14 protein-coding genes and 1 pseudogene are annotated in these 16,038 nt (G+C 71.2%); 9 read left to right on the forward strand and 6 right to left on the reverse strand.

Annotated elements, in window-relative coordinates:
• The first annotated feature begins 157 nt into the window (after positions 1–157).
• From ABZ851_RS13340 to ABZ851_RS13350, 3 genes are all read left to right on the forward strand, one after another.
• Positions 158–709, forward strand: coding sequence for a MarR family winged helix-turn-helix transcriptional regulator (locus ABZ851_RS13340; protein WP_336049745.1), 552 nt, complete (start codon positions 158–160; stop codon positions 707–709).
• Positions 706–3,333, forward strand: a complete 2,628-nt coding sequence (locus ABZ851_RS13345; protein WP_361125645.1) for an MFS transporter — start codon at positions 706–708, stop codon at positions 3,331–3,333. The genes ABZ851_RS13340 and ABZ851_RS13345 overlap by 4 nt, the downstream gene beginning before the upstream one ends.
• Positions 3,334–3,647: 314 nt before the next feature.
• Positions 3,648–5,108 carry an SDR family NAD(P)-dependent oxidoreductase gene (locus ABZ851_RS13350; protein ID WP_361125648.1) on the forward strand — a complete coding sequence of 487 codons (1,461 nt, stop codon included), beginning with the start codon at positions 3,648–3,650 and terminating at the stop codon, positions 5,106–5,108.
• Here the strand turns inward: ABZ851_RS13350 and ABZ851_RS13355 are convergent.
• A complete protein-coding gene (locus tag ABZ851_RS13355; protein WP_361125651.1) occupies positions 5,087–6,088 on the reverse strand; it encodes a LysR family transcriptional regulator in 1,002 nt (333 codons plus the stop codon). The genes ABZ851_RS13350 and ABZ851_RS13355 overlap by 22 nt on opposite strands.
• A 116-nt stretch (positions 6,089–6,204) precedes the next feature.
• Here ABZ851_RS13355 and ABZ851_RS13360 point away from each other — a divergent pair, with 116 nt between their 5' ends.
• Positions 6,205–6,822: a maleylpyruvate isomerase family mycothiol-dependent enzyme gene (locus tag ABZ851_RS13360; protein WP_361125654.1), complete on the forward strand. Its 618-nt coding sequence runs from the start codon at positions 6,205–6,207 to the stop codon at positions 6,820–6,822.
• Positions 6,823–6,936: 114 nt separating this feature from the next.
• On the opposite strand, the gene ABZ851_RS13365 is transcribed toward ABZ851_RS13360, so the two are convergent.
• Complete coding sequence (locus ABZ851_RS13365) at positions 6,937–9,015, reverse strand: M3 family metallopeptidase (protein WP_361125657.1); 2,079 nt, start codon at positions 9,013–9,015, stop codon at positions 6,937–6,939.
• A gap of 145 nt (positions 9,016–9,160) precedes the next feature.
• On the opposite strand from ABZ851_RS13365, the gene ABZ851_RS13370 reads away from it, so the two are divergent.
• Positions 9,161–9,598 carry a CBS domain-containing protein gene (locus tag ABZ851_RS13370; protein WP_361125660.1) on the forward strand — a complete coding sequence of 146 codons (438 nt, stop codon included), beginning with the start codon at positions 9,161–9,163 and terminating at the stop codon, positions 9,596–9,598.
• 97 nt (positions 9,599–9,695) lie between these two features.
• Here the strand turns inward: ABZ851_RS13370 and ABZ851_RS13375 are convergent, their stop codons facing one another.
• Complete coding sequence (locus ABZ851_RS13375) at positions 9,696–10,433, reverse strand: transglycosylase family protein (protein WP_361125663.1); 738 nt, start codon at positions 10,431–10,433, stop codon at positions 9,696–9,698.
• A gap of 761 nt (positions 10,434–11,194) precedes the next feature.
• Here ABZ851_RS13375 and ABZ851_RS13380 point away from each other — a divergent pair.
• The 3 genes and pseudogenes from ABZ851_RS13380 to ABZ851_RS13390 all read left to right on the forward strand — a co-directional run.
• On the forward strand, positions 11,195–11,875 hold the full coding sequence (locus ABZ851_RS13380) for a GntR family transcriptional regulator (protein WP_361125666.1): 681 nt from the start codon (positions 11,195–11,197) through the stop codon (positions 11,873–11,875).
• 130 nt (positions 11,876–12,005) lie between these two features.
• Positions 12,006–12,869 carry an urea carboxylase-associated family protein gene (locus ABZ851_RS13385; RefSeq protein WP_361125669.1) on the forward strand — a complete coding sequence of 288 codons (864 nt, stop codon included), beginning with the start codon at positions 12,006–12,008 and terminating at the stop codon, positions 12,867–12,869.
• Between the two features lie 131 nt (positions 12,870–13,000).
• A pseudogene (locus ABZ851_RS13390) lies at positions 13,001–13,110 on the forward strand (FAD-dependent monooxygenase); the annotation flags it as partial.
• Positions 13,111–13,151: 41 nt separating this feature from the next.
• Here ABZ851_RS13390 and ABZ851_RS13395 read toward each other — a convergent pair.
• Positions 13,152–13,631, reverse strand: a complete 480-nt coding sequence (locus ABZ851_RS13395; protein WP_361125672.1) for an EF-hand domain-containing protein — start codon at positions 13,629–13,631, stop codon at positions 13,152–13,154.
• A 255-nt stretch (positions 13,632–13,886) separates the two neighbouring features.
• Here ABZ851_RS13395 and ABZ851_RS13400 point away from each other — a divergent pair, with 255 nt between their 5' ends.
• Complete coding sequence (locus tag ABZ851_RS13400; protein ID WP_361125675.1) at positions 13,887–14,618, forward strand: L,D-transpeptidase family protein; 732 nt, start codon at positions 13,887–13,889, stop codon at positions 14,616–14,618.
• A 134-nt stretch (positions 14,619–14,752) separates the two neighbouring features.
• Here the strand turns inward: ABZ851_RS13400 and ABZ851_RS13405 are convergent, their stop codons facing one another.
• Both ABZ851_RS13405 and ABZ851_RS13410 read right to left on the reverse strand, forming a co-directional pair.
• Positions 14,753–15,148 carry a DUF393 domain-containing protein gene (locus ABZ851_RS13405; protein WP_361125678.1) on the reverse strand — a complete coding sequence of 132 codons (396 nt, stop codon included), beginning with the start codon at positions 15,146–15,148 and terminating at the stop codon, positions 14,753–14,755.
• A 142-nt stretch (positions 15,149–15,290) separates the two neighbouring features.
• Complete coding sequence (locus tag ABZ851_RS13410; RefSeq protein ID WP_361125681.1) at positions 15,291–15,794, reverse strand: hypothetical protein; 504 nt, start codon at positions 15,792–15,794, stop codon at positions 15,291–15,293.
• Between the last annotated feature and the right edge of the window lie 244 nt (positions 15,795–16,038).

The following is a 16,038-nucleotide window of genomic DNA, read 5'->3' on the forward strand; positions in this document are numbered from 1 at the left end:
CGTACCTTCTCACCCCCGCCTCTTCCTCTCTGCCGCCCGCCCCCTCTCCCATGGCCCGGTGCCGGGGGTGCGCAGCACTCACTTCCAGCCGCTATGCTTGCTGGATACAAGCAATGTATTCAGCGGACCGACCGCTGCACCGCGAAGGATCACGACGATGAGTAAGGGCACGGTCCACGCCTGCGACCGGGCTGCTGTGCAGGTCACCGCCTCGTCGGGGCTGGACGAGGCGGCCGCCGGACTGGGAACGGAGATCGTCCGATTCTCGCGCCTGATCGCCGCGTGGAAACAGCGCGCCAAGACCGACGGTGGCGCCGCCGACCGGGTGCTGCTGGCCAGGCTGGTCGTCGGCGGGGACCAGCGGGCGACCGATCTGGCCGCCGACGCGTTCCTCGATCTGTCGACCGTCAGCCGCCAGGTGCGCTCGCTGGTCGAGCGAGGGCTGGTGACCCGTCGCCCCGACCCGGAGGACCGCCGCGGGTCCTTGCTGGCGGCGACCGACGCGGGGCGCGCGGCCTTCGCGCACTACCGCCGTCAGCGGGATGCCGAACTGGCCGCGCTGCTCGAACCGTGGTCGCCCGAGGACCGGGCCGACCTGATCCGGCTGCTGGGCCGTCTCAACGAAGACATGGCAGAACGACAACACACACGGCTGGGCCCCGGGGGAGACCAGGGCGGCGCCGTGGAGCAGGGAGACATACGTACATGAGCACAGCCACCTCCCCACCCGCCGCGGGAGCCGAGGCGATACCCGAACCCGGAATCCTGAGTCACCGTCAGATCCTCACCATCCTCAGCGGCCTGATGCTGGGGATGTTCCTGGCCGCGCTCGACCAGACCATCGTCAGCACGTCGATCCGGACCATCGCCGACGATCTGCACGGCCTCAGCGAGCAGGCCTGGGCGACCACCGCCTACCTGATCACCTCGACGATCGCCACCCCGCTGTACGGCAAGCTGTCCGACCTGTACGGCCGCAAGCCGTACTACCTGGCCGCGATCAGCATCTTCGTCGCGGGTTCGGTGCTGTGCACGTTCTCCACCTCGATGACCGAACTCGCCGCCTTCCGGGCGGTGCAGGGCCTGGGCGCCGGCGGTCTGATGTCGCTGGCGCTGGCGATCATCGGTGACATCGTCCCGCCCCGCGAACGCGCCCGGTACCAGGGCTACATGCTGGGCACCTTCGCCACTTCCAGCGTGGCCGGCCCGCTGATCGGCGGGGCGCTCGCCGGACAGGACCAACTGCTGGGCATCACCGGCTGGCGCTGGGTCTTCCTGGTCAACGTACCGATCGGCATCATCGCGCTGTTCGTGGTCGCGAAGGTGCTCAACATCCCGCACACCCGGCGCGATCACCGCATCGACTGGTGGGGGGCGCTCACCATCTCCGTCGGCGTCGTACCGCTGCTGCTCGTTGCGGAGCAGGGCCGGGAGTGGGGCTGGGACTCGTCCCGGTCGCTCGCCTGTTACGCCATCGGGGTCGTCGGCATCATCGCCTGGATCTTCGTCGAGCGCCGGATCGGCGACGACGCGCTGATCCCGATGCGGCTGTTCCGCAACGGGACCTTCAGCAAGACCAGTCTGCTGTCCGTGCTGATCGGTATGGGCATGTTCGGCGGGATGCTGATGATCCCGCAGTACCTCCAGATCGTGAAGGGCGCCAGCCCCACCAAGTCCGGCCTGGAAATGCTGCCGCTGATGGCGGGCATGTTCATCGCCTCCATCGCGTCGGGCCAGATCACCGCCAAGACCGGCCGCTACAAGATCTTCCCGATCATCGGCACCGCGCTGATGATCGCGGCGATGCTGCTCTTCCACTTCCGGGTCCAGTGGGACACCCCGCTGTGGGAGACCATGGTCTACATGCTGGTCTTCGGCCTGGGCCTGGGCGGCTGTATGCAGACCCTGGTGCTGGCCGTGCAGAACGCGGTGCCGCCGCGGGACATGGGCGTGGCGACCGCCTCGTCCACCTTCTTCCGGCAGATGGGCGCCACGGCAGGTACCGCGATCTTCCTGTCCGTGCTGTTCAGCACGGTCGGCGACAAGATCTCCTCGGCGTTCAAGGACGCCGCGTCCACCGAGCGTTTCCAGGCCGCACTGCACGATCCCGCGGTACTGCGCGACCCGGCCAACAAGCCCGTGCTGGACATGCTCAAGCACCCGGGCAACGGCAACTCCTCGGGCGTGCTCAGCGATTCGTCGTTCATCCAGCACCTCGATCCGCGGCTGGCCGAGCCGTTCAAGCGCGGCTTCGCCGACTCGATGCACACCGTGTTCCTGATGGGTGCGGTCGTCGTCGCCCTGGCCTTCGTGCTGATGTGGTTCATCAAGGAGATGCCGCTGCGGCAGATCTCCGGTCTGCAGGCACGTGCGCAGGCCGATGCCGAGGCGGAGTCCGCCAAGGGCGCGGGGGACGCCGTCGACGGCGCGGCGAACGGAGCCGAGGACGCGGCCGGACACACCGGCGCTGCCGATCCGCAGGCGCCGGCCGATGCCCCGGCCGCCGACGCCGTACCGGTCCTCGCCGCGGCCCCCTCGGCCTCCGCGGACCGCGCGACCGGCACCAGCGGCCCGGTGATCCGGGGAACCGTCCGGGACGGCGACGGCAGGCCGGTGGCGCAGGCCGCGGTCACCCTGATCAGCGTCGGCGGCCGCCAGCTCGGCCGGACGTCGACCGCGGCCGACGGCGGCTACGCCCTGCCCACGACGGGCGCCGGCACCTACGTACTGATCGGCTCCGCCGGGGCACGCCGGCCGCAGGCCGTGACCGTGGTGGTGGGCGGAGAGCCCGTCGCGTTCGACCTGACCCTCAGCGGCGCGGCCGGTCTCTGCGGCGAGGTCCGCGAGGAGAAGGGCGACGAACCGGTGCCCGGCGCACTCGTCGTGGCCACCGACGTACGCGGCGAGGTCGTGGCCTCGGGCGTGGCCGGCCAGGACGGCGGCTTCGCGTTCGGTGAGCTGACCCCGGGCAGCTACACCCTGGCCGTCAGCGCCGAGCAGCACCGCCCGTCCGCCCTCCAGGTGGAGGTCACCTCGGGCAGCCGCAACTGGTACGAGGTCCGGCTGACGCCCGGCGCCCAGGTCCGCGGCACCGTCCGTACGGCGCGCGGCGGCCCGGTGGACGACGCCCGGGTGACCCTGCTGGACCCGGCGGGCAACGTGGTGGCCAGCGCCACCAGCGGTCAGGACGGTGAGTACGTCTTCACCGACCTCGACAGCGGCGAGTACACCCTGATCGCCGCCGGCTATCCGCCGGTCGCCACCCCGCTGCACCTGGGGGCGGACGGGAACAGCGCGTTCGACATCGAGCTGAACCACGACCCGGCGAGCTGACGGACGTCGGTAGGGACGGACCTCGACAGAGAAGGCCGTCGGTAGGGGTGGACGTCGGTCGATGCGGGGGAGTCGGCAAGGGTGAGGGGCCCGGTGCGGGGAGCGCCGGGCCCCTTGGCCGTGTTGGTGGACCGGCCCGGAGCGGCGGGGCGGTGCTCACCGGCCGCGGCGCCCCCCCCAGCCGCTGCTGCCCCTCGGCAGGGGCGCTCACCAGCGCGAGCGCCCCCGCCGGGTTTGGCGCCGCGGCCCCCCGCTACGTAAAGTTCCGCCGAAGCGTGAATAGAACACACGATCCCAGGGAAGCGGCAGCGGCGATGACGGTGACCGAAACAGGCCGGGCCGATGGCACGGGTATCGACTCGGAGCGGATGGCGGTCTGCCTGAGCGTGCTGGAGGAGCTCGACGCGCTGCCCGTCGACCACCCTGACGCGATCGCGATACGGCGCGCCACTGCCGGGATCTACCGCAAGGTCAAGCAGCGCCGCCGGCAGGAACGCCGGGCGGCCAAGACCGCCAACGACCGTGCGGTGACCGCGGCCACGGCCACCGGTGCGCCCGACCGGATCGACGACGAGACCCAGGGACTGGCCCTCACCAGCTCCGTGACCACTCAGATCGCCGGCATCCTGCAGCGCCCCAGGTCCTGCTACACCTGCAAGTCGCGCTACGTCGAGGTCGACGCGTTCTACCACCAGCTGTGCCCGCCGTGCGCCACGGAGAACCGGTCCCGCCGCGATGCCCGCACGGACCTCACCGGCCGGCGCGCACTGCTCACCGGCGGCCGGGCCAAGATCGGCATGTACATCGCCCTCCGCCTGCTGCGCGACGGCGCCCACACCACCGTCACCACCCGCTTCCCGAACGACGCCATCCGCCGCTTCAAGGCGATGCCGGACAGTGCGGAGTGGCTGCACCGGCTGAAGATCGTCGGCATCGATCTGCGCGACCCGGCCCAGGTCATCGCGCTCGCCGACACGGTGAGCGCCGAGGGCCCCCTCGACATTCTGATCAATAACGCCGCCCAGACCGTACGCCGCTCTCCCGAGGCGTACGGACAGCTGATCACCGCCGAGTCCGCCCCGCTGCCCGCCGGGGAGCTGCCCGCCTCCGTCGTCCTCGGCCACTTCGGCAGCGGCGCGCCCGCCGCCCTCACCGCCGCCTCCGCCACCGCCGGCGCGCTGAGTGCCGAGGACATCACCGCCCTCGCCCTGACCACGGGCTCCGCCACCCCCGCCCGCATCGAGGCGGGCACCGCGATCGACGCCGGCGGCCTCGTACCGGATCTGCACCCGACCAACACCTGGATCCAGAAGGTGGACGAGGTCGACCCCATCGAGCTGCTGGAAGTCCAGCTGTGCAATATGACCGCGCCCTTCCTGCTGGTGAGCAAGCTGCGCCCGGCGATGGCGGCGGCCCCCGCACGCCGTAAGTACGTGGTGAACGTCTCGGCGATGGAAGGCCAGTTCAGCCGCGGCTACAAGGGCGCCGGCCATCCGCACACCAATATGGCCAAGGCGGCGCTGAACATGCTCACCCGCACCAGCGCCCGGGAGATGCTGGAGACCGACGGCATCCTCATGACGGCCGTGGACACCGGCTGGATCACCGATGAGCGCCCGCACCCCGACAAGATGCGCCTGGCCGAAGAAGGCTTCCACGCCCCCCTCGACCTGGTCGACGGCGCGGCCCGGGTGTACGACCCGATCGTCCGCGGTGAGGCGGGCGAGGATCTGTTCGGCTGCTTCCTGAAGGACTACGCGCCCGCGGCCTGGTGATCCGGGCCGCCGTCCGCCGCGGACCGGGCGTCACCGGTGAGCGGCGTGGCCGGCGGCTCCCTGCGGCTTCCCGGTTCGGGAAGGGCGGTACGCAGCCGGCCCAGCAGGGCTCTGGCCGCAGGACCGGCGGGCCCCTCCGTCCGCCAGACCAGGGCGACCCGGCCGCGCAGCCGCGGCCCGGTGATCTCCAGCGTCCGCAGCCCGGCGGCTGACGCCTCGTGCGCCGGCAGCGCCGGGAGGACGGCCACGCCGAGGCCACGGGCCGCGAGCCGTGCCAGCACCGGCAGGACGGACGCCTCGAAGGCGATGCGGGGCCGGAACCCGGCCTGTGCACAGGCGCGTTCGAGCACCCCGCGCAGACCGGTGCCGCGCGGCAGGCTGATCAGCGGGCGCTCGCGGAGCGCGGCCAGCGGCACGCTCGTACGGCCGGCGTGCGCCGCCAGGAGGGGGTCGCCCGGCGCCACGGCGGCGACCAGGGGGTCGTCGATCACGAGTTGGTAGGAGAGGCCGGCCGGTGGCCGCTCGTCCGCCAGCCCGGTCACGGCGATGTCGAGTGCGCCGCCGAGCAGTGCCGCGAGCATCCGCTCCGCCGTCTCTTCGGTGAGGGAGATCTCGACCTGCGGATGCGCATCGTGGAAATCGGCCAGCAGCGACGCCAGATCGAATCTGCGGGTACCGGCGCCGGAGACCAGGCCGACCCGGACCCGACCGCGCAGCAGCCCGCTGAACTCGTCCACGGTCTGCCGTATCTCGTCCACGGCGGCGAGCGCCGCCCGCGCATGGGCGAGGACGGCCCGGCCCACCTCCGTCGTGGTCACCGTACGGCCGGAGCGGTCCAGGAGCGGCTGCCCCAACTCCCGTTCGAGCTGCCGGATCTGGGCGCTCACCCCGGGCTGCGCCAGATGCAGCCGGGCAGCCGCACGGGTGAAGCCGGCCTCCTCCACCACCGCGACGAAGTACTGCAGCTGCCGAAGTTCCATAACTGCTAATTCTAGAGAGGAGAAGAGCCAGCTCTTGGACTTATGGACGAGCGCACAAGATCCTGGAAGCCGGAGGCAGTTCACGAGAGGAACCCTCATGGGGGAGGAGCAGCCGGATGAACATCGAAGCGGCGATCGCGGCCGAACGCCGGGAACTGGCCGACCTGTTGGACGGCCTGACGGCCGAGCAGTGGGCGGCGCCGACACTGTGCGCGGGGTGGCGGGTACGCGAGGTCGCGGCCCATATGTCAATGGGGTTCCGCTACTCGCTCCCCAAGGTGGCCGCCGAACTCGTCCGAGCCCGCGGCAGCATCCACCGGATGGCCGACCGGTGCGCCCGCAGGGACGCGGCGGCCGCCACCACGGGTGAACTCGCCGGCTTCCTGCGGGACCACGCACATCACCCCTGGACACCGCCCGTCGGCGGCCTCGCGTCGGCGCTGGGGCACGACGTGGTCCACGGCCTGGACATCACGGTCGCCCTCGGCCTCGGCCGCCGCGTTCCCGAGGACCGGGTACGCCTCCTCCTGGAGAAGGTCACCCCCAGGTCCGCCAGGTTCTTCGGAGCCGACCTCAGCGGTGTCGAGCTTCGCGCCGACGACCTCGACTGGTCCTTCGGGACCGGCACACCGCTGACCGGCGCCGCCCAGGACCTGCTGCTGGTCGCGTTCGGCCGCAAGCTCCCGCCGGGCCGCCTCCACGGGGAGCGGCAGCACCGGTACGCCGCCGGCTGAGACCGGCCGACGGCCCGGCGGCGGCTCCAGGACCTGTCTTCGGGCCCTTGCCGCCACACGGCAACCGCCGGTCTCGCCGCACCGGCCCCCGGCGCCCGCGCGGCACTGCCGGGATCAGCCCTCCAGCCCGTGGCGCGCCAGCAGCGGCGCGAGGTCCGGGTCCCGGCCGACCACCGCACGGAACGCCCCCAGCGGGTCGACGCTGCCGCCCTTGCCGAGCAGTTTCCGGCGGAAGATCTCACCGCTCTCGCGGATCGTCCTCCCGTTCTCGCGGAACCAGCGCACGGTGTCGGCGTCCAGCACTTCCGCCCAGCGGTAGCCGTAGTACCCGGCCGCGTAGCCGCCGCTGAAGATGTGGGCGAAGTAGCCGGTGCGATAGCGCGGCGGGATCGCGGACACCGACAGCCCGTAGCGCTCCAGCGCGGCCGCCTCGAAGGCCTCGGCCTCGTCGGCGGCCGGTGCCTCGCCGGGGGAGAGGGAGTGCCAGGCCCAGTCCAGCACCGCGGCGGCCTGGTGCTCCACCATCCGGAAGCCCGCGCCGAAGTTCTCCGCCTCGCGCAGCCGGGCCGGCAGTTCGGCCGGCATCGGTTCGCCGGTGACGTGGTGCCGGGCGTAGTGGGACAAGATCTCCGGCCAGTCCGCCCACACTTCGTTGACCTGGGAGGGGAACTCGACGAAGTCACGCGGCACCTGGGTGCCGGACAGCAGCGGGTAGCGGACATCGGAGAACAGGCCGTGCAGCGCATGCCCGAACTCGTGGAACAGCGTGTTGACCTCGCTCCAGGTCAGCAGCACCGGCTCGCCCGCCGGAGGCTTGGCGACATTCAGGTTGTTGACCACGACCGGCTGGTGGCCGAGCAGCCGGGACTGCGGGACGAGGGCGTCCATCCAGGCGCCGCCCCGCTTCGACTCGCGGGCGTGGAAGTCGCCGATGTACAGCCCGAGCGGGCTGCCGTCGGTGTCGTGCACCTCGTAGATACGGGCGTCCGGGTGGTACGACACCAGGTCGGGGCGCGGGGTGAAGGTGATCCCGTAGACCAGCTCGGCGGCATGAAAGACACCGTCGTGCAGCACGGTCTCCAGCTCCAGATAGGGCCGCAGCACCGACGCGTCGAGCGCGAACCGCTCCCTGCGCACCCGCTCCGAGAAGTACTGCCAGTCCGCCGCGCGGATCGTGGCCACGCCGGCCGCCTCGGCCAGGGCGGCGCCCTCCCGCTCGGCATTGGCGGTGGCGGGGGTGACCAGCCGGCCGAGCAATTCCTCGACGGCGTCCGTGCTGCCGGCGGTCCCGTCCGCGACCTCCCAGGCGGCATGGCTGGGGTAGCCGAGCAGGGCGGCGCGCTCGGCACGCAGGGCGGCCAGCGCGACCGCGACCGGGCCGTTGGTGCCGGCACCGCGACCGAGGGACGCGGCGAGCAGCCGCTCGCGCAGCGCAGGATCGTCCAGCGCGGCGAGCTCGGTCTGCTGGGAGAAGTTCTTCAGGCTGAGCACGTACTTGCCCTCGTGCCCCAGCGCGCGGGCGTTCTCGGCGGCGGCCGCGATCTGGTCCGCGGGCAGGCCGGCCAGCTCCTCGGCACGGTCCACTACGAGCGCGGCGTCCGCAGTGGCCGCCCGGAGGTTCTGCCCGAACTCGGTGCTCCGGGCAGCGATCTCGGCGTTCAGCTCGCGCAGGCGCTGTTGCTGCTCCGGGGCGAGGCGGGCGCCGGCCCGGACCCGGTTCGTGTGGTGCCGCTCCAGCAGCCGCAACTGCTCGGTGTCCCATCCGGACCGCTCGCGTCGCCCATGCAGCGCGTCCAGCCGGGCGAACAGCGCGGAGTCGAGCAGCAGCGCATCGTCATGGGCGGCCAGCCGGGGAGCGATCTCGACCTCGAGCGCCTGGATCTCCTCGTCGGTATCCGTCGCCGCCTTGTTGAAGAACACCCTGCACACCCGGCCCAGCAGGGCGCCGCTGCGCTCCAGCGCCTCCACGGTGTTCTCGAAGGTCGCCGGTTCGGCGCAGGAACCGATCGCCGCGATCTCGTCCAGCTGCTCGGCTATGCCGCGGTCAAAGGCGGGAAGAAAGTGATCGTTCCGGATCCGCGCGAAAGGCGGTAGCGCGTAGGGCAGATCACTCGGCTCGAAGAAAGGATTCGACGTCGTCACAGAGGCTGACACTACGCCCGCGGGTGACGTCCGGTCCCGCAGTCGTCCCATGACGGCGCTTGCGTGCGCGGGTAGTTGCCACCCCGAACGTGTGGGCCGGCCGCCCGGCGGCCGGGTCCCGTCCCGGGAAGCGTCGTGGGGCCATCCGTGGTGTGATCGAAGCGGGGCAACCAACACTCCTGAGTCAGGAGGAATCATGGCCAGCAAGCTGCGAGCGCGCGACATCATGTCCGGCGGAGCGCGTTGTGTGGGTGCACATGAATCGTTGATGGATGCGGCGAAGATGATGCGGGATCTGAAGGTCGGCTGCCTGCCCATCTGCGGTGACAACAACAGGCTCACGGGCATGATCACCGATCGCGACATCGTCATCACCTGTTGTGCCGAAGGTGTCGACCCGGCGACGGTGCAGGCCGGTTCCATGAGCGGCGAGCTGCACTGGATCGACGCCGATGCGGACGCCTCCGAGGTCCTGCGGACCATGGAGGACCACCACATCAAGCGCCTGCCGGTGATCGATGTCAAAGGCGGCCACCAACTGGTGGGAATGATCACCGAGGCGAACCTCGCCAAGAACCTCAGCGACGCGGAGATCGCGGAGTTCGCCAACCGCGTGTACGCGACCGCGGGCTGACCGCTCCGCCCGCACCGCCGTGGCGTGAAAGAACGGGGAATTGGCGGAATTCCCCCGGCCCGCGGGCCAGGGGAATTCCGAATATGCCGTTACCCGCTCAGTGGGCGCCGGAGTGTGGTACGGCGAGCCGTGTGCCGGGGAAAATCAGATGCGGGTTCGCCCCGATGACCTGTCGGTTCAGGCGGTAGAATTCCCGCCATCCCAGGCCGTGTGCGTACGCGATACCGCTCAGCGTGTCGCCGGGGTTGACGACGACCGAGCCGCCGGTACTCCGATGGCGGCCCACTTTATAGCGCTTCTCATGGGACTGGGCGGGGCGGGACTGTGCATGGCGGGACTGCGGATGACGGGGCTGGGGATGGCGGGCCCGCGCCCGGGCCGAGGGGTCTGCCTGCTGTGGTGGTGCGGGGCGCACCGGGGTACTTCGCGCAGTGCGGTGTGCGCCGGCCGAGTTGAGTCCCAGCGAGGCCGAGCAGGCCGGCCAGGCGCCCCAGCCCTGACGGGCCAGCACCCTCTGGGCCACCTGGATCTGCTGGGACCGGGTCGCCCGCGCCGCCCGGGTCGCGTAGGCGCCGCCGCCGAAGGAGTGCCAGGTGGAGTGGGCGAGCTGCAGCCCTCCGGAGAACCCGTTGCCCGTGTCGATACGCCAGTTGCCTCCGCTCTCGCACCCGGCCAGGCGGTCCCAGGTCCCGCGGGCGCGGGCCTCGGCGGGCTGCCCGGACGCCAGGTTCAGCGCGCCGGCCGCGAGCAGGACCGCTGCCGCCGTGATGCCCCGGACACCATAGCCCCGGAATTCACTCCGGGCAGGCGCTTTTGCTGCCTGCGGAAATTCCATGCCCTTACTCCCGTCGCTCGCCGCGCAGTTGCCTGGCGGTCATTCAGGAATCCTGGCGCGTATGCGGCGTACGCGTTCGAATGCTGCTCGAAACGCGATTTCCGTGCGGCGCCATGAATTTGACGGGGAAGAGACAATCACGGCCCGAGTTCGCCCCGGCAGAGCGCGCGGTAGCGCCGCCACGGCCCGGCCTGCACCCTTGCCGCCGTGGCGCGGCCGTGCTTGGACCGTGCGCACCTGTTCAGACGGGCTGGGGCGCACCCGGCTGACCATGGGCGCATCACACCCCCGCGGCCGGTGATCACCTGCCCGGCCCGGGGGGTGTCCGCCGAGCGCAACCGGCGCACTCGATGCACGCGCTGCGCGGGTCCGCATGCACCGCGCACGGGCTTGTGGCGGTGCAACGGTCCGTTCTGCCCTGGTGCAACGGCGCATTGCACACGGGTGCGGCGAGGTGGACCGACCCTACCGGGGTCCGGCGCCGCGGACGGGTGCGGGCAGGGGAAGCGGAGACCGGCGGGGGCGGACGCCAAAGGAAGGGGGCGCCGAAGGAAGGGGGCGGCGAAGGAAGGGGGGTGGCGACGGCGATGTGGCCGAAAATGATGGAACGATCTCGTCAGAGGGTGGAGTGTTTGCGTGGCGCCCAGTGTGACGTAAGACGGTGATGAGCTGCGCATACGCGCCGTCGCGGGTGTGCAGTGACCCATGTGGATCTCTTGATTGCCGCACATTGCTGAACAATCCTGAGTTAGCTTCGTTCTGTGGCTGATGAAACGAACGAGACGGGTGTGGCACCCCCACACCTCGCCGCCGAGGCGGTCGCCGACCGGTTGCGCGACCGGATCGCGACCGGTGTGCTCACGCCGGGTCACCCCCTGCGCGATGCGGCTCTCGCCGGTGAGTGCGGCGTCTCGCGCAACACCCTGCGCGAGGCCGTACGGCTGCTGGTGCACGAAGGTCTCGCCGTCCACCAGCTCTACAAGGGCGCCGCGGTCAAATGCCTCGATGTCGAGGACGTCCATGACATCTACGCCACTCGCCGGGCCCTGGAACTCCGGGCCGTGGAGCAGAGCTTCACCGCCCCACAGGCGGCGCTCGACGGACTCGACCGGTATGTGTCAGCCGCAGAAGAGGCCGCGGCGGCCGGCCGGTGGGATCGCACGGCCACGCATTCGCTGGACTTCCACCGGGACGTGGTGCACCTGCTCGGCAGCGCACGGCTCAGCCGCTTCTTCCGTACGACCGTCGCCCAACTGCGCCTGGCCTTCGCCGAGGTGCCGCATGAACCGGGTTTTCAGCGCCAATGGGTGCCACGCGACCGTGAGCTGTGCGATCTGCTCCGCGCCGGGCGGCGCACCGAAGCGGCCGCCGCGCTCGCCCGCTACCTCGACGACTCGGAGTGCCAGGTCGTCGACATCGTGCGCGCGGCCCGCTGCACCTGAACGAGCCCGGACCCACCCACCCGATGGTCCCCGTCCGATGACTCCGACCCGATGACCCCACCCGGTCCGCCCTTTCGACCGCCCGCCCGCCTGCCACCCCGGCGGGCCTCCCAGGAAAGCGAGCACACCGATGGTCACCAACGAAGCCGCCTACCAGGCCACCAAGGGCGGCCCCCTCGATGTCGACAAGGCCTTCTACGACCGGGTCTCGGGCCGCTCCGGCAGCGACAACTCCGGCAGCTCCGGCGGCCGCCGCCTGGTCGACAGCTTCACCATCCCGATACGCTCCGGCCGCGCCTGGGAGGTACCCGCAGGCCATCTGTGCCGCATCGTCACCGTGGACGGGCCGCAGGTCGGTGACTTCAACGTATGGAACCGCCACGACCCGCGCGAACGCCTCTGGGCGTCCCGCACCCGTCAGCTGCAGCGCGCCCACGTCAGCACCTACGACCGCCTGTGGTCCACCCTCCCCTTCCTGCGCCCGCTGCTGACCGTCACCGGTGACACGCTCGCCGACTACGGCACCGACGACACGGGCGGCAGGGTGCACGACCTGCTGGGCACCCGCTGCGACCCGTACGTCAACCGCATGCTCACCGGCGAGGACTTCGACTTCCACTGCCACTCGAACCTGGTCCGCGCCGTCCTGCCGTACGGGCTCACGGAGTTCGACGTGCACGACGTCCTCAACATTTTCCAGTGCACCGGACTCAACGAGGACGACCAGTACTTCATGAAGGCCTGTCCGGCCCGGCCCGGCGACCACTTCGAGTTCTTCGCCGAACTCGACCTGCTGTGCGCGCTGTCCACCTGCCCGGGCGGCGATCTGTCCGTGCCGCTGTGGGGACCGGACGCGGGGGACCCACTGGAGGTGTGCCACCCGATCGGCATCGAGGTGTACGAGGTCGATGACGCCCTCCTCGAGGGCTGGGCCTCCCCGCAGCCGGCCGCCTACCGCAATCTGCACGGTGTGACGTTGCCCCGCTGGACATAGCGCGGCGCGGCAGCCCCGCGAGGCCGCGTGCGCTCGCGCGCCACGGGACGTGCGCAAGGGGCCGCGCGCGATGGACAGACCCCTGGCGCGTGTTGCATTGGAGAGGAGAGCATTCCCGCCGGGAGGCAGCCGTGGCCGATGTGGATGTGCTGGTCGTGGGGCGGGGCCGGTAGGGCTGACGGCGGCCTCCGAGCTGCGGCGCCGTGGCGTGCGCTGCCGGGTGATCGACAGGCTGCGCGCGCCGCACCCGTCGGCGGCGCCGGGCGAGGCGGCCGCCGCTCCTCAGGGCGCCTGCCACGCGGCGACCATCAGCCGCCCGTCGCCGTCTTCGTCCAGCGCCGTGAAAGCCGCCTTCGCCTGGGCGGCCGAGTACCCGGCCGCCTGGTGCACGGCCGTGAAGTCCGCCAGGCTGACCACACCGTCCCCGTCGGAATCGGCCAGGGCGACGGTCGCGGCGACCGACGGCCCCACGACCTTGCCGATCATCCCCGACGCGCCGGCCCGGGCGAACGCCGCGACGAACTGCTCCCGGTCCAGGCGCCCCGTGCTGTCCACGTCCGCCAGGGCGGCGAGCTCGTCGAAGGTGTTGCGCATCCCCTCATGGAGGGCTTGCGCCTTGGCGGAGTCCGCCGGTTCCCCCACCGCTTCCGTCAGTACGCGTGCCCGCTCGGTGAAGTCCTGCGCGGTCAGGTAGCCGTCGCCATCGGTGTCGTAGGTGGAGAAGCGGTGCTCGTACTCGGCACGCAGGGCATCGGAGATCATGCGTCATCCCTTCCGGAGGTGGACTCCCGGCGGAGCCGGGAGAGGCGGCCGGCCGTGCGCGCGGGGTACCGCGCCCACCCGCCATCATGAGCACATTAAGTGCCCGCGTGATCGCAGAAGGTTATGACGGAGGGCGTGTTCGGACCCCGGTCCACCGGGGTGTGCTCACGACGGTCGGACCGTGGCACGGCCTATCAGATATTTCGGGTCGGTCACGCCTGCAACCGACAGGTCGGGCAAACGGTCCTACGGGGCATGAAAAGACAACTGAACCTGCGGATACGGAGGTCCGGCGCCGCACGCCGCGCGGGCGCGACGCTCGCCCTCACGGCGCTGGCCCTCCCGCTGTCGGTGGCCTTCGGCTCCACGGCCCAGGCCGCCACCGCGTCGTCCTGCACCGCGAGCCGCGGCCCCTATCAGAAGCAGGCCGAGAAGTTCCTCGGGCTGACCGTGGACGGCCGGCAGTCGGCGGCCGACTGCCGGGCGATCCGTGCCTTCCAGACCAGCCACGGCATCACCCCGAACATCGGCTACGCCGGTCCCGTCACCTGGGGCGTGATGAGCCTCGTGGCGCAGCAGAAGGCGGCCGGCAGCAACCCGAACAAGGCCCATGAGTGCCCCACGAACAAGGGCCGGATCGCCTGCGTCGACCTCACTCGCCAGCTCAGCTGGATCCAGGACGGAGCGAAGCTGGTGTTCGGGCCGGTCCCGGTCCGCACCGGACGCGACGGGTACGAGACCCGCACCGGCGCCAAGAAGATCTACTGGCGCCACCTGCACCATGTGTCGACGATCTACCACGTGGCCATGCCGTACAGCCAGTTCTTCGACGGCGGTCAGGCGTTCCACTCCATCAGCGGCAGCGTCTGGTCGGCCCCCGGCTCGCACGGCTGCGTCAATATGCGCAGCAACGACGCCAAGAAGTACTGGTCCCTGCTCAAGAACGGTGACGACGTCTACGTCTACGGCCGTAAGTCCGGCACCTGAGCCCTGACCGGGCGGGCCGGGCCCGGCTGCGGAGGGGAGAGCGCGCCCGATGGCGGAACGCCACCGGGCGCCGTCTCGTCCGTACGCCGTGCCGTAGGCGCGCCGGACCGGCACCGCTCAGAGGGGCCGTACGCTCACTGCCTGCCGCGTCCGCCGCGAGAAGGCGGCAGCGCACAGGCCGCCGTACCGCCCGGCATCCGCCGGCGGTTCCTCGCGATGATCCGGTACACGCCCTGGGCGACCCACCGCACGAGCGGGAGCGTGAGCAGCGCTCCGACGACCGGCCATCCGCCACCCGCGCTCATCAGCAGCTTGGCGACGGCCTGGGCGCCACCGTGCACGGAACCGGCCGGGGTCACCCACAACACTTCGTGTTCGGCTCGCCGTTGTGCGATGCCGAGCCGTGCGAGGTCGGCGAACTGCCAAGGGGTGGCGTCACAGCGCGGCCGCAGACGCCGCTTTGCGAACCGGACCGAGGACGTGCAGAAGGCGCAGTCGCCGTCATAGACAAGTACGGGTTGCCGTCGCATCTTCCCGTCCCCTTCGCACCGGTGGCCTGGCGATCACCATGATAGGGGCCCGCCACCGCGAGGGTCCGAGGAACGGTGCACCCGTGCCCCGGCCGTATATGGACCGTGCCGGTGGCCGGGGCCGGGTGCGCGGCTGGCCGGGTCAGGCGGCCAGCAGGTGGTACAGGGCCATCGGCGTGACGTAGCCGGGCCAGCGGCCGTCGGCGAAGAGATGCACACCGGCGTCCAGATAGCACTGGTCGACGAGTTGGGAGCAGATCATGTGCCGGGTGCTGGCGACATAGCGGCGCAGCCCCGGAACGGGCAGATGGAAGCGGTGCGTGGCGATCGCCAGGTAGTCGAGGAAGCTGTAGGGGACCCCGACGTAGCGGGTGGCGGCGGCGCAGATGCCGGTGCGCTGCCGCTCGGTGAGCCGTTCCGGGCAGACGTAGACCACGTCCGCGTCGGCGTAGGCGCTGAGGGACAGGATGCGGGCGCCGCCCGGCTCGGCCTCCAGCAGACGGTTGCCGGGCAGGACCAGGAAGGCGTGTTCGTAGTCGGAGAAACCGTCGCCGTTGATCCACTGTCCGAAGCGGATCAGCTGGCCGGTGACGCCGGAAATCCGGGTGAGTCCGATGTCGCCCGGCAGGGGATGGGTGTGCTTCATGAGCAGCTCCCAGAGCCAAAGGGGGGTTCCCGGGGGTAATACCCGCTGTCATGGCGTGCGCACCGTCCGTGGTGGGACTTGGTGGCGGATGCGGGTGGGGGCCGGCCGGGGGAGGGCGGTGGAGGGCAAGGGGCAGATGGCGGAGGGGGAGGGACGGCGGGCGCTCGGCGGGGTACGGGTGTGCGGACCGGGTTCGTCCGCTGCGGTCTGAGAGAGCGGGCCGAAGAGAGCGGGCGGGAGGAGT

This window comes from Streptomyces sp. NPDC047049 (assembly GCF_040643995.1).
In the GTDB taxonomy this organism is placed as follows: domain Bacteria; phylum Actinomycetota; class Actinomycetes; order Streptomycetales; family Streptomycetaceae; genus Streptomyces; species Streptomyces mooreae.

What these genes read in the sequence shown, in the direction of transcription:
- ABZ851_RS13395 (WP_361125672.1), bottom strand. Translation starts at nt 13,631, where the DNA reads ATGATCTCCGATGCCCTGCGTGCCGAGTACGAGCACCGCTTCTCCACC.
- ABZ851_RS13400 (WP_361125675.1), top strand. Translation starts at nt 13,887, where the DNA reads ATGAAAAGACAACTGAACCTGCGGATACGGAGGTCCGGCGCCGCACGC.
- ABZ851_RS13405 (WP_361125678.1), bottom strand. Translation starts at nt 15,148, where the DNA reads ATGCGACGGCAACCCGTACTTGTCTATGACGGCGACTGCGCCTTCTGC.
- ABZ851_RS13355 (WP_361125651.1), bottom strand. Translation starts at nt 6,088, where the DNA reads ATGGAACTTCGGCAGCTGCAGTACTTCGTCGCGGTGGTGGAGGAGGCC.
- ABZ851_RS13340 (WP_336049745.1), top strand. Translation starts at nt 158, where the DNA reads ATGAGTAAGGGCACGGTCCACGCCTGCGACCGGGCTGCTGTGCAGGTC.
- ABZ851_RS13365 (WP_361125657.1), bottom strand. Translation starts at nt 9,015, where the DNA reads ATGGGACGACTGCGGGACCGGACGTCACCCGCGGGCGTAGTGTCAGCC.
- ABZ851_RS13350 (WP_361125648.1), top strand. Translation starts at nt 3,648, where the DNA reads ATGACGGTGACCGAAACAGGCCGGGCCGATGGCACGGGTATCGACTCG.
- ABZ851_RS13370 (WP_361125660.1), top strand. Translation starts at nt 9,161, where the DNA reads ATGGCCAGCAAGCTGCGAGCGCGCGACATCATGTCCGGCGGAGCGCGT.
- ABZ851_RS13410 (WP_361125681.1), bottom strand. Translation starts at nt 15,794, where the DNA reads ATGAAGCACACCCATCCCCTGCCGGGCGACATCGGACTCACCCGGATT.
- ABZ851_RS13385 (WP_361125669.1), top strand. Translation starts at nt 12,006, where the DNA reads ATGGTCACCAACGAAGCCGCCTACCAGGCCACCAAGGGCGGCCCCCTC.
- ABZ851_RS13345 (WP_361125645.1), top strand. Translation starts at nt 706, where the DNA reads ATGAGCACAGCCACCTCCCCACCCGCCGCGGGAGCCGAGGCGATACCC.
- ABZ851_RS13360 (WP_361125654.1), top strand. Translation starts at nt 6,205, where the DNA reads ATGAACATCGAAGCGGCGATCGCGGCCGAACGCCGGGAACTGGCCGAC.
- ABZ851_RS13375 (WP_361125663.1), bottom strand. Translation starts at nt 10,433, where the DNA reads ATGGAATTTCCGCAGGCAGCAAAAGCGCCTGCCCGGAGTGAATTCCGG.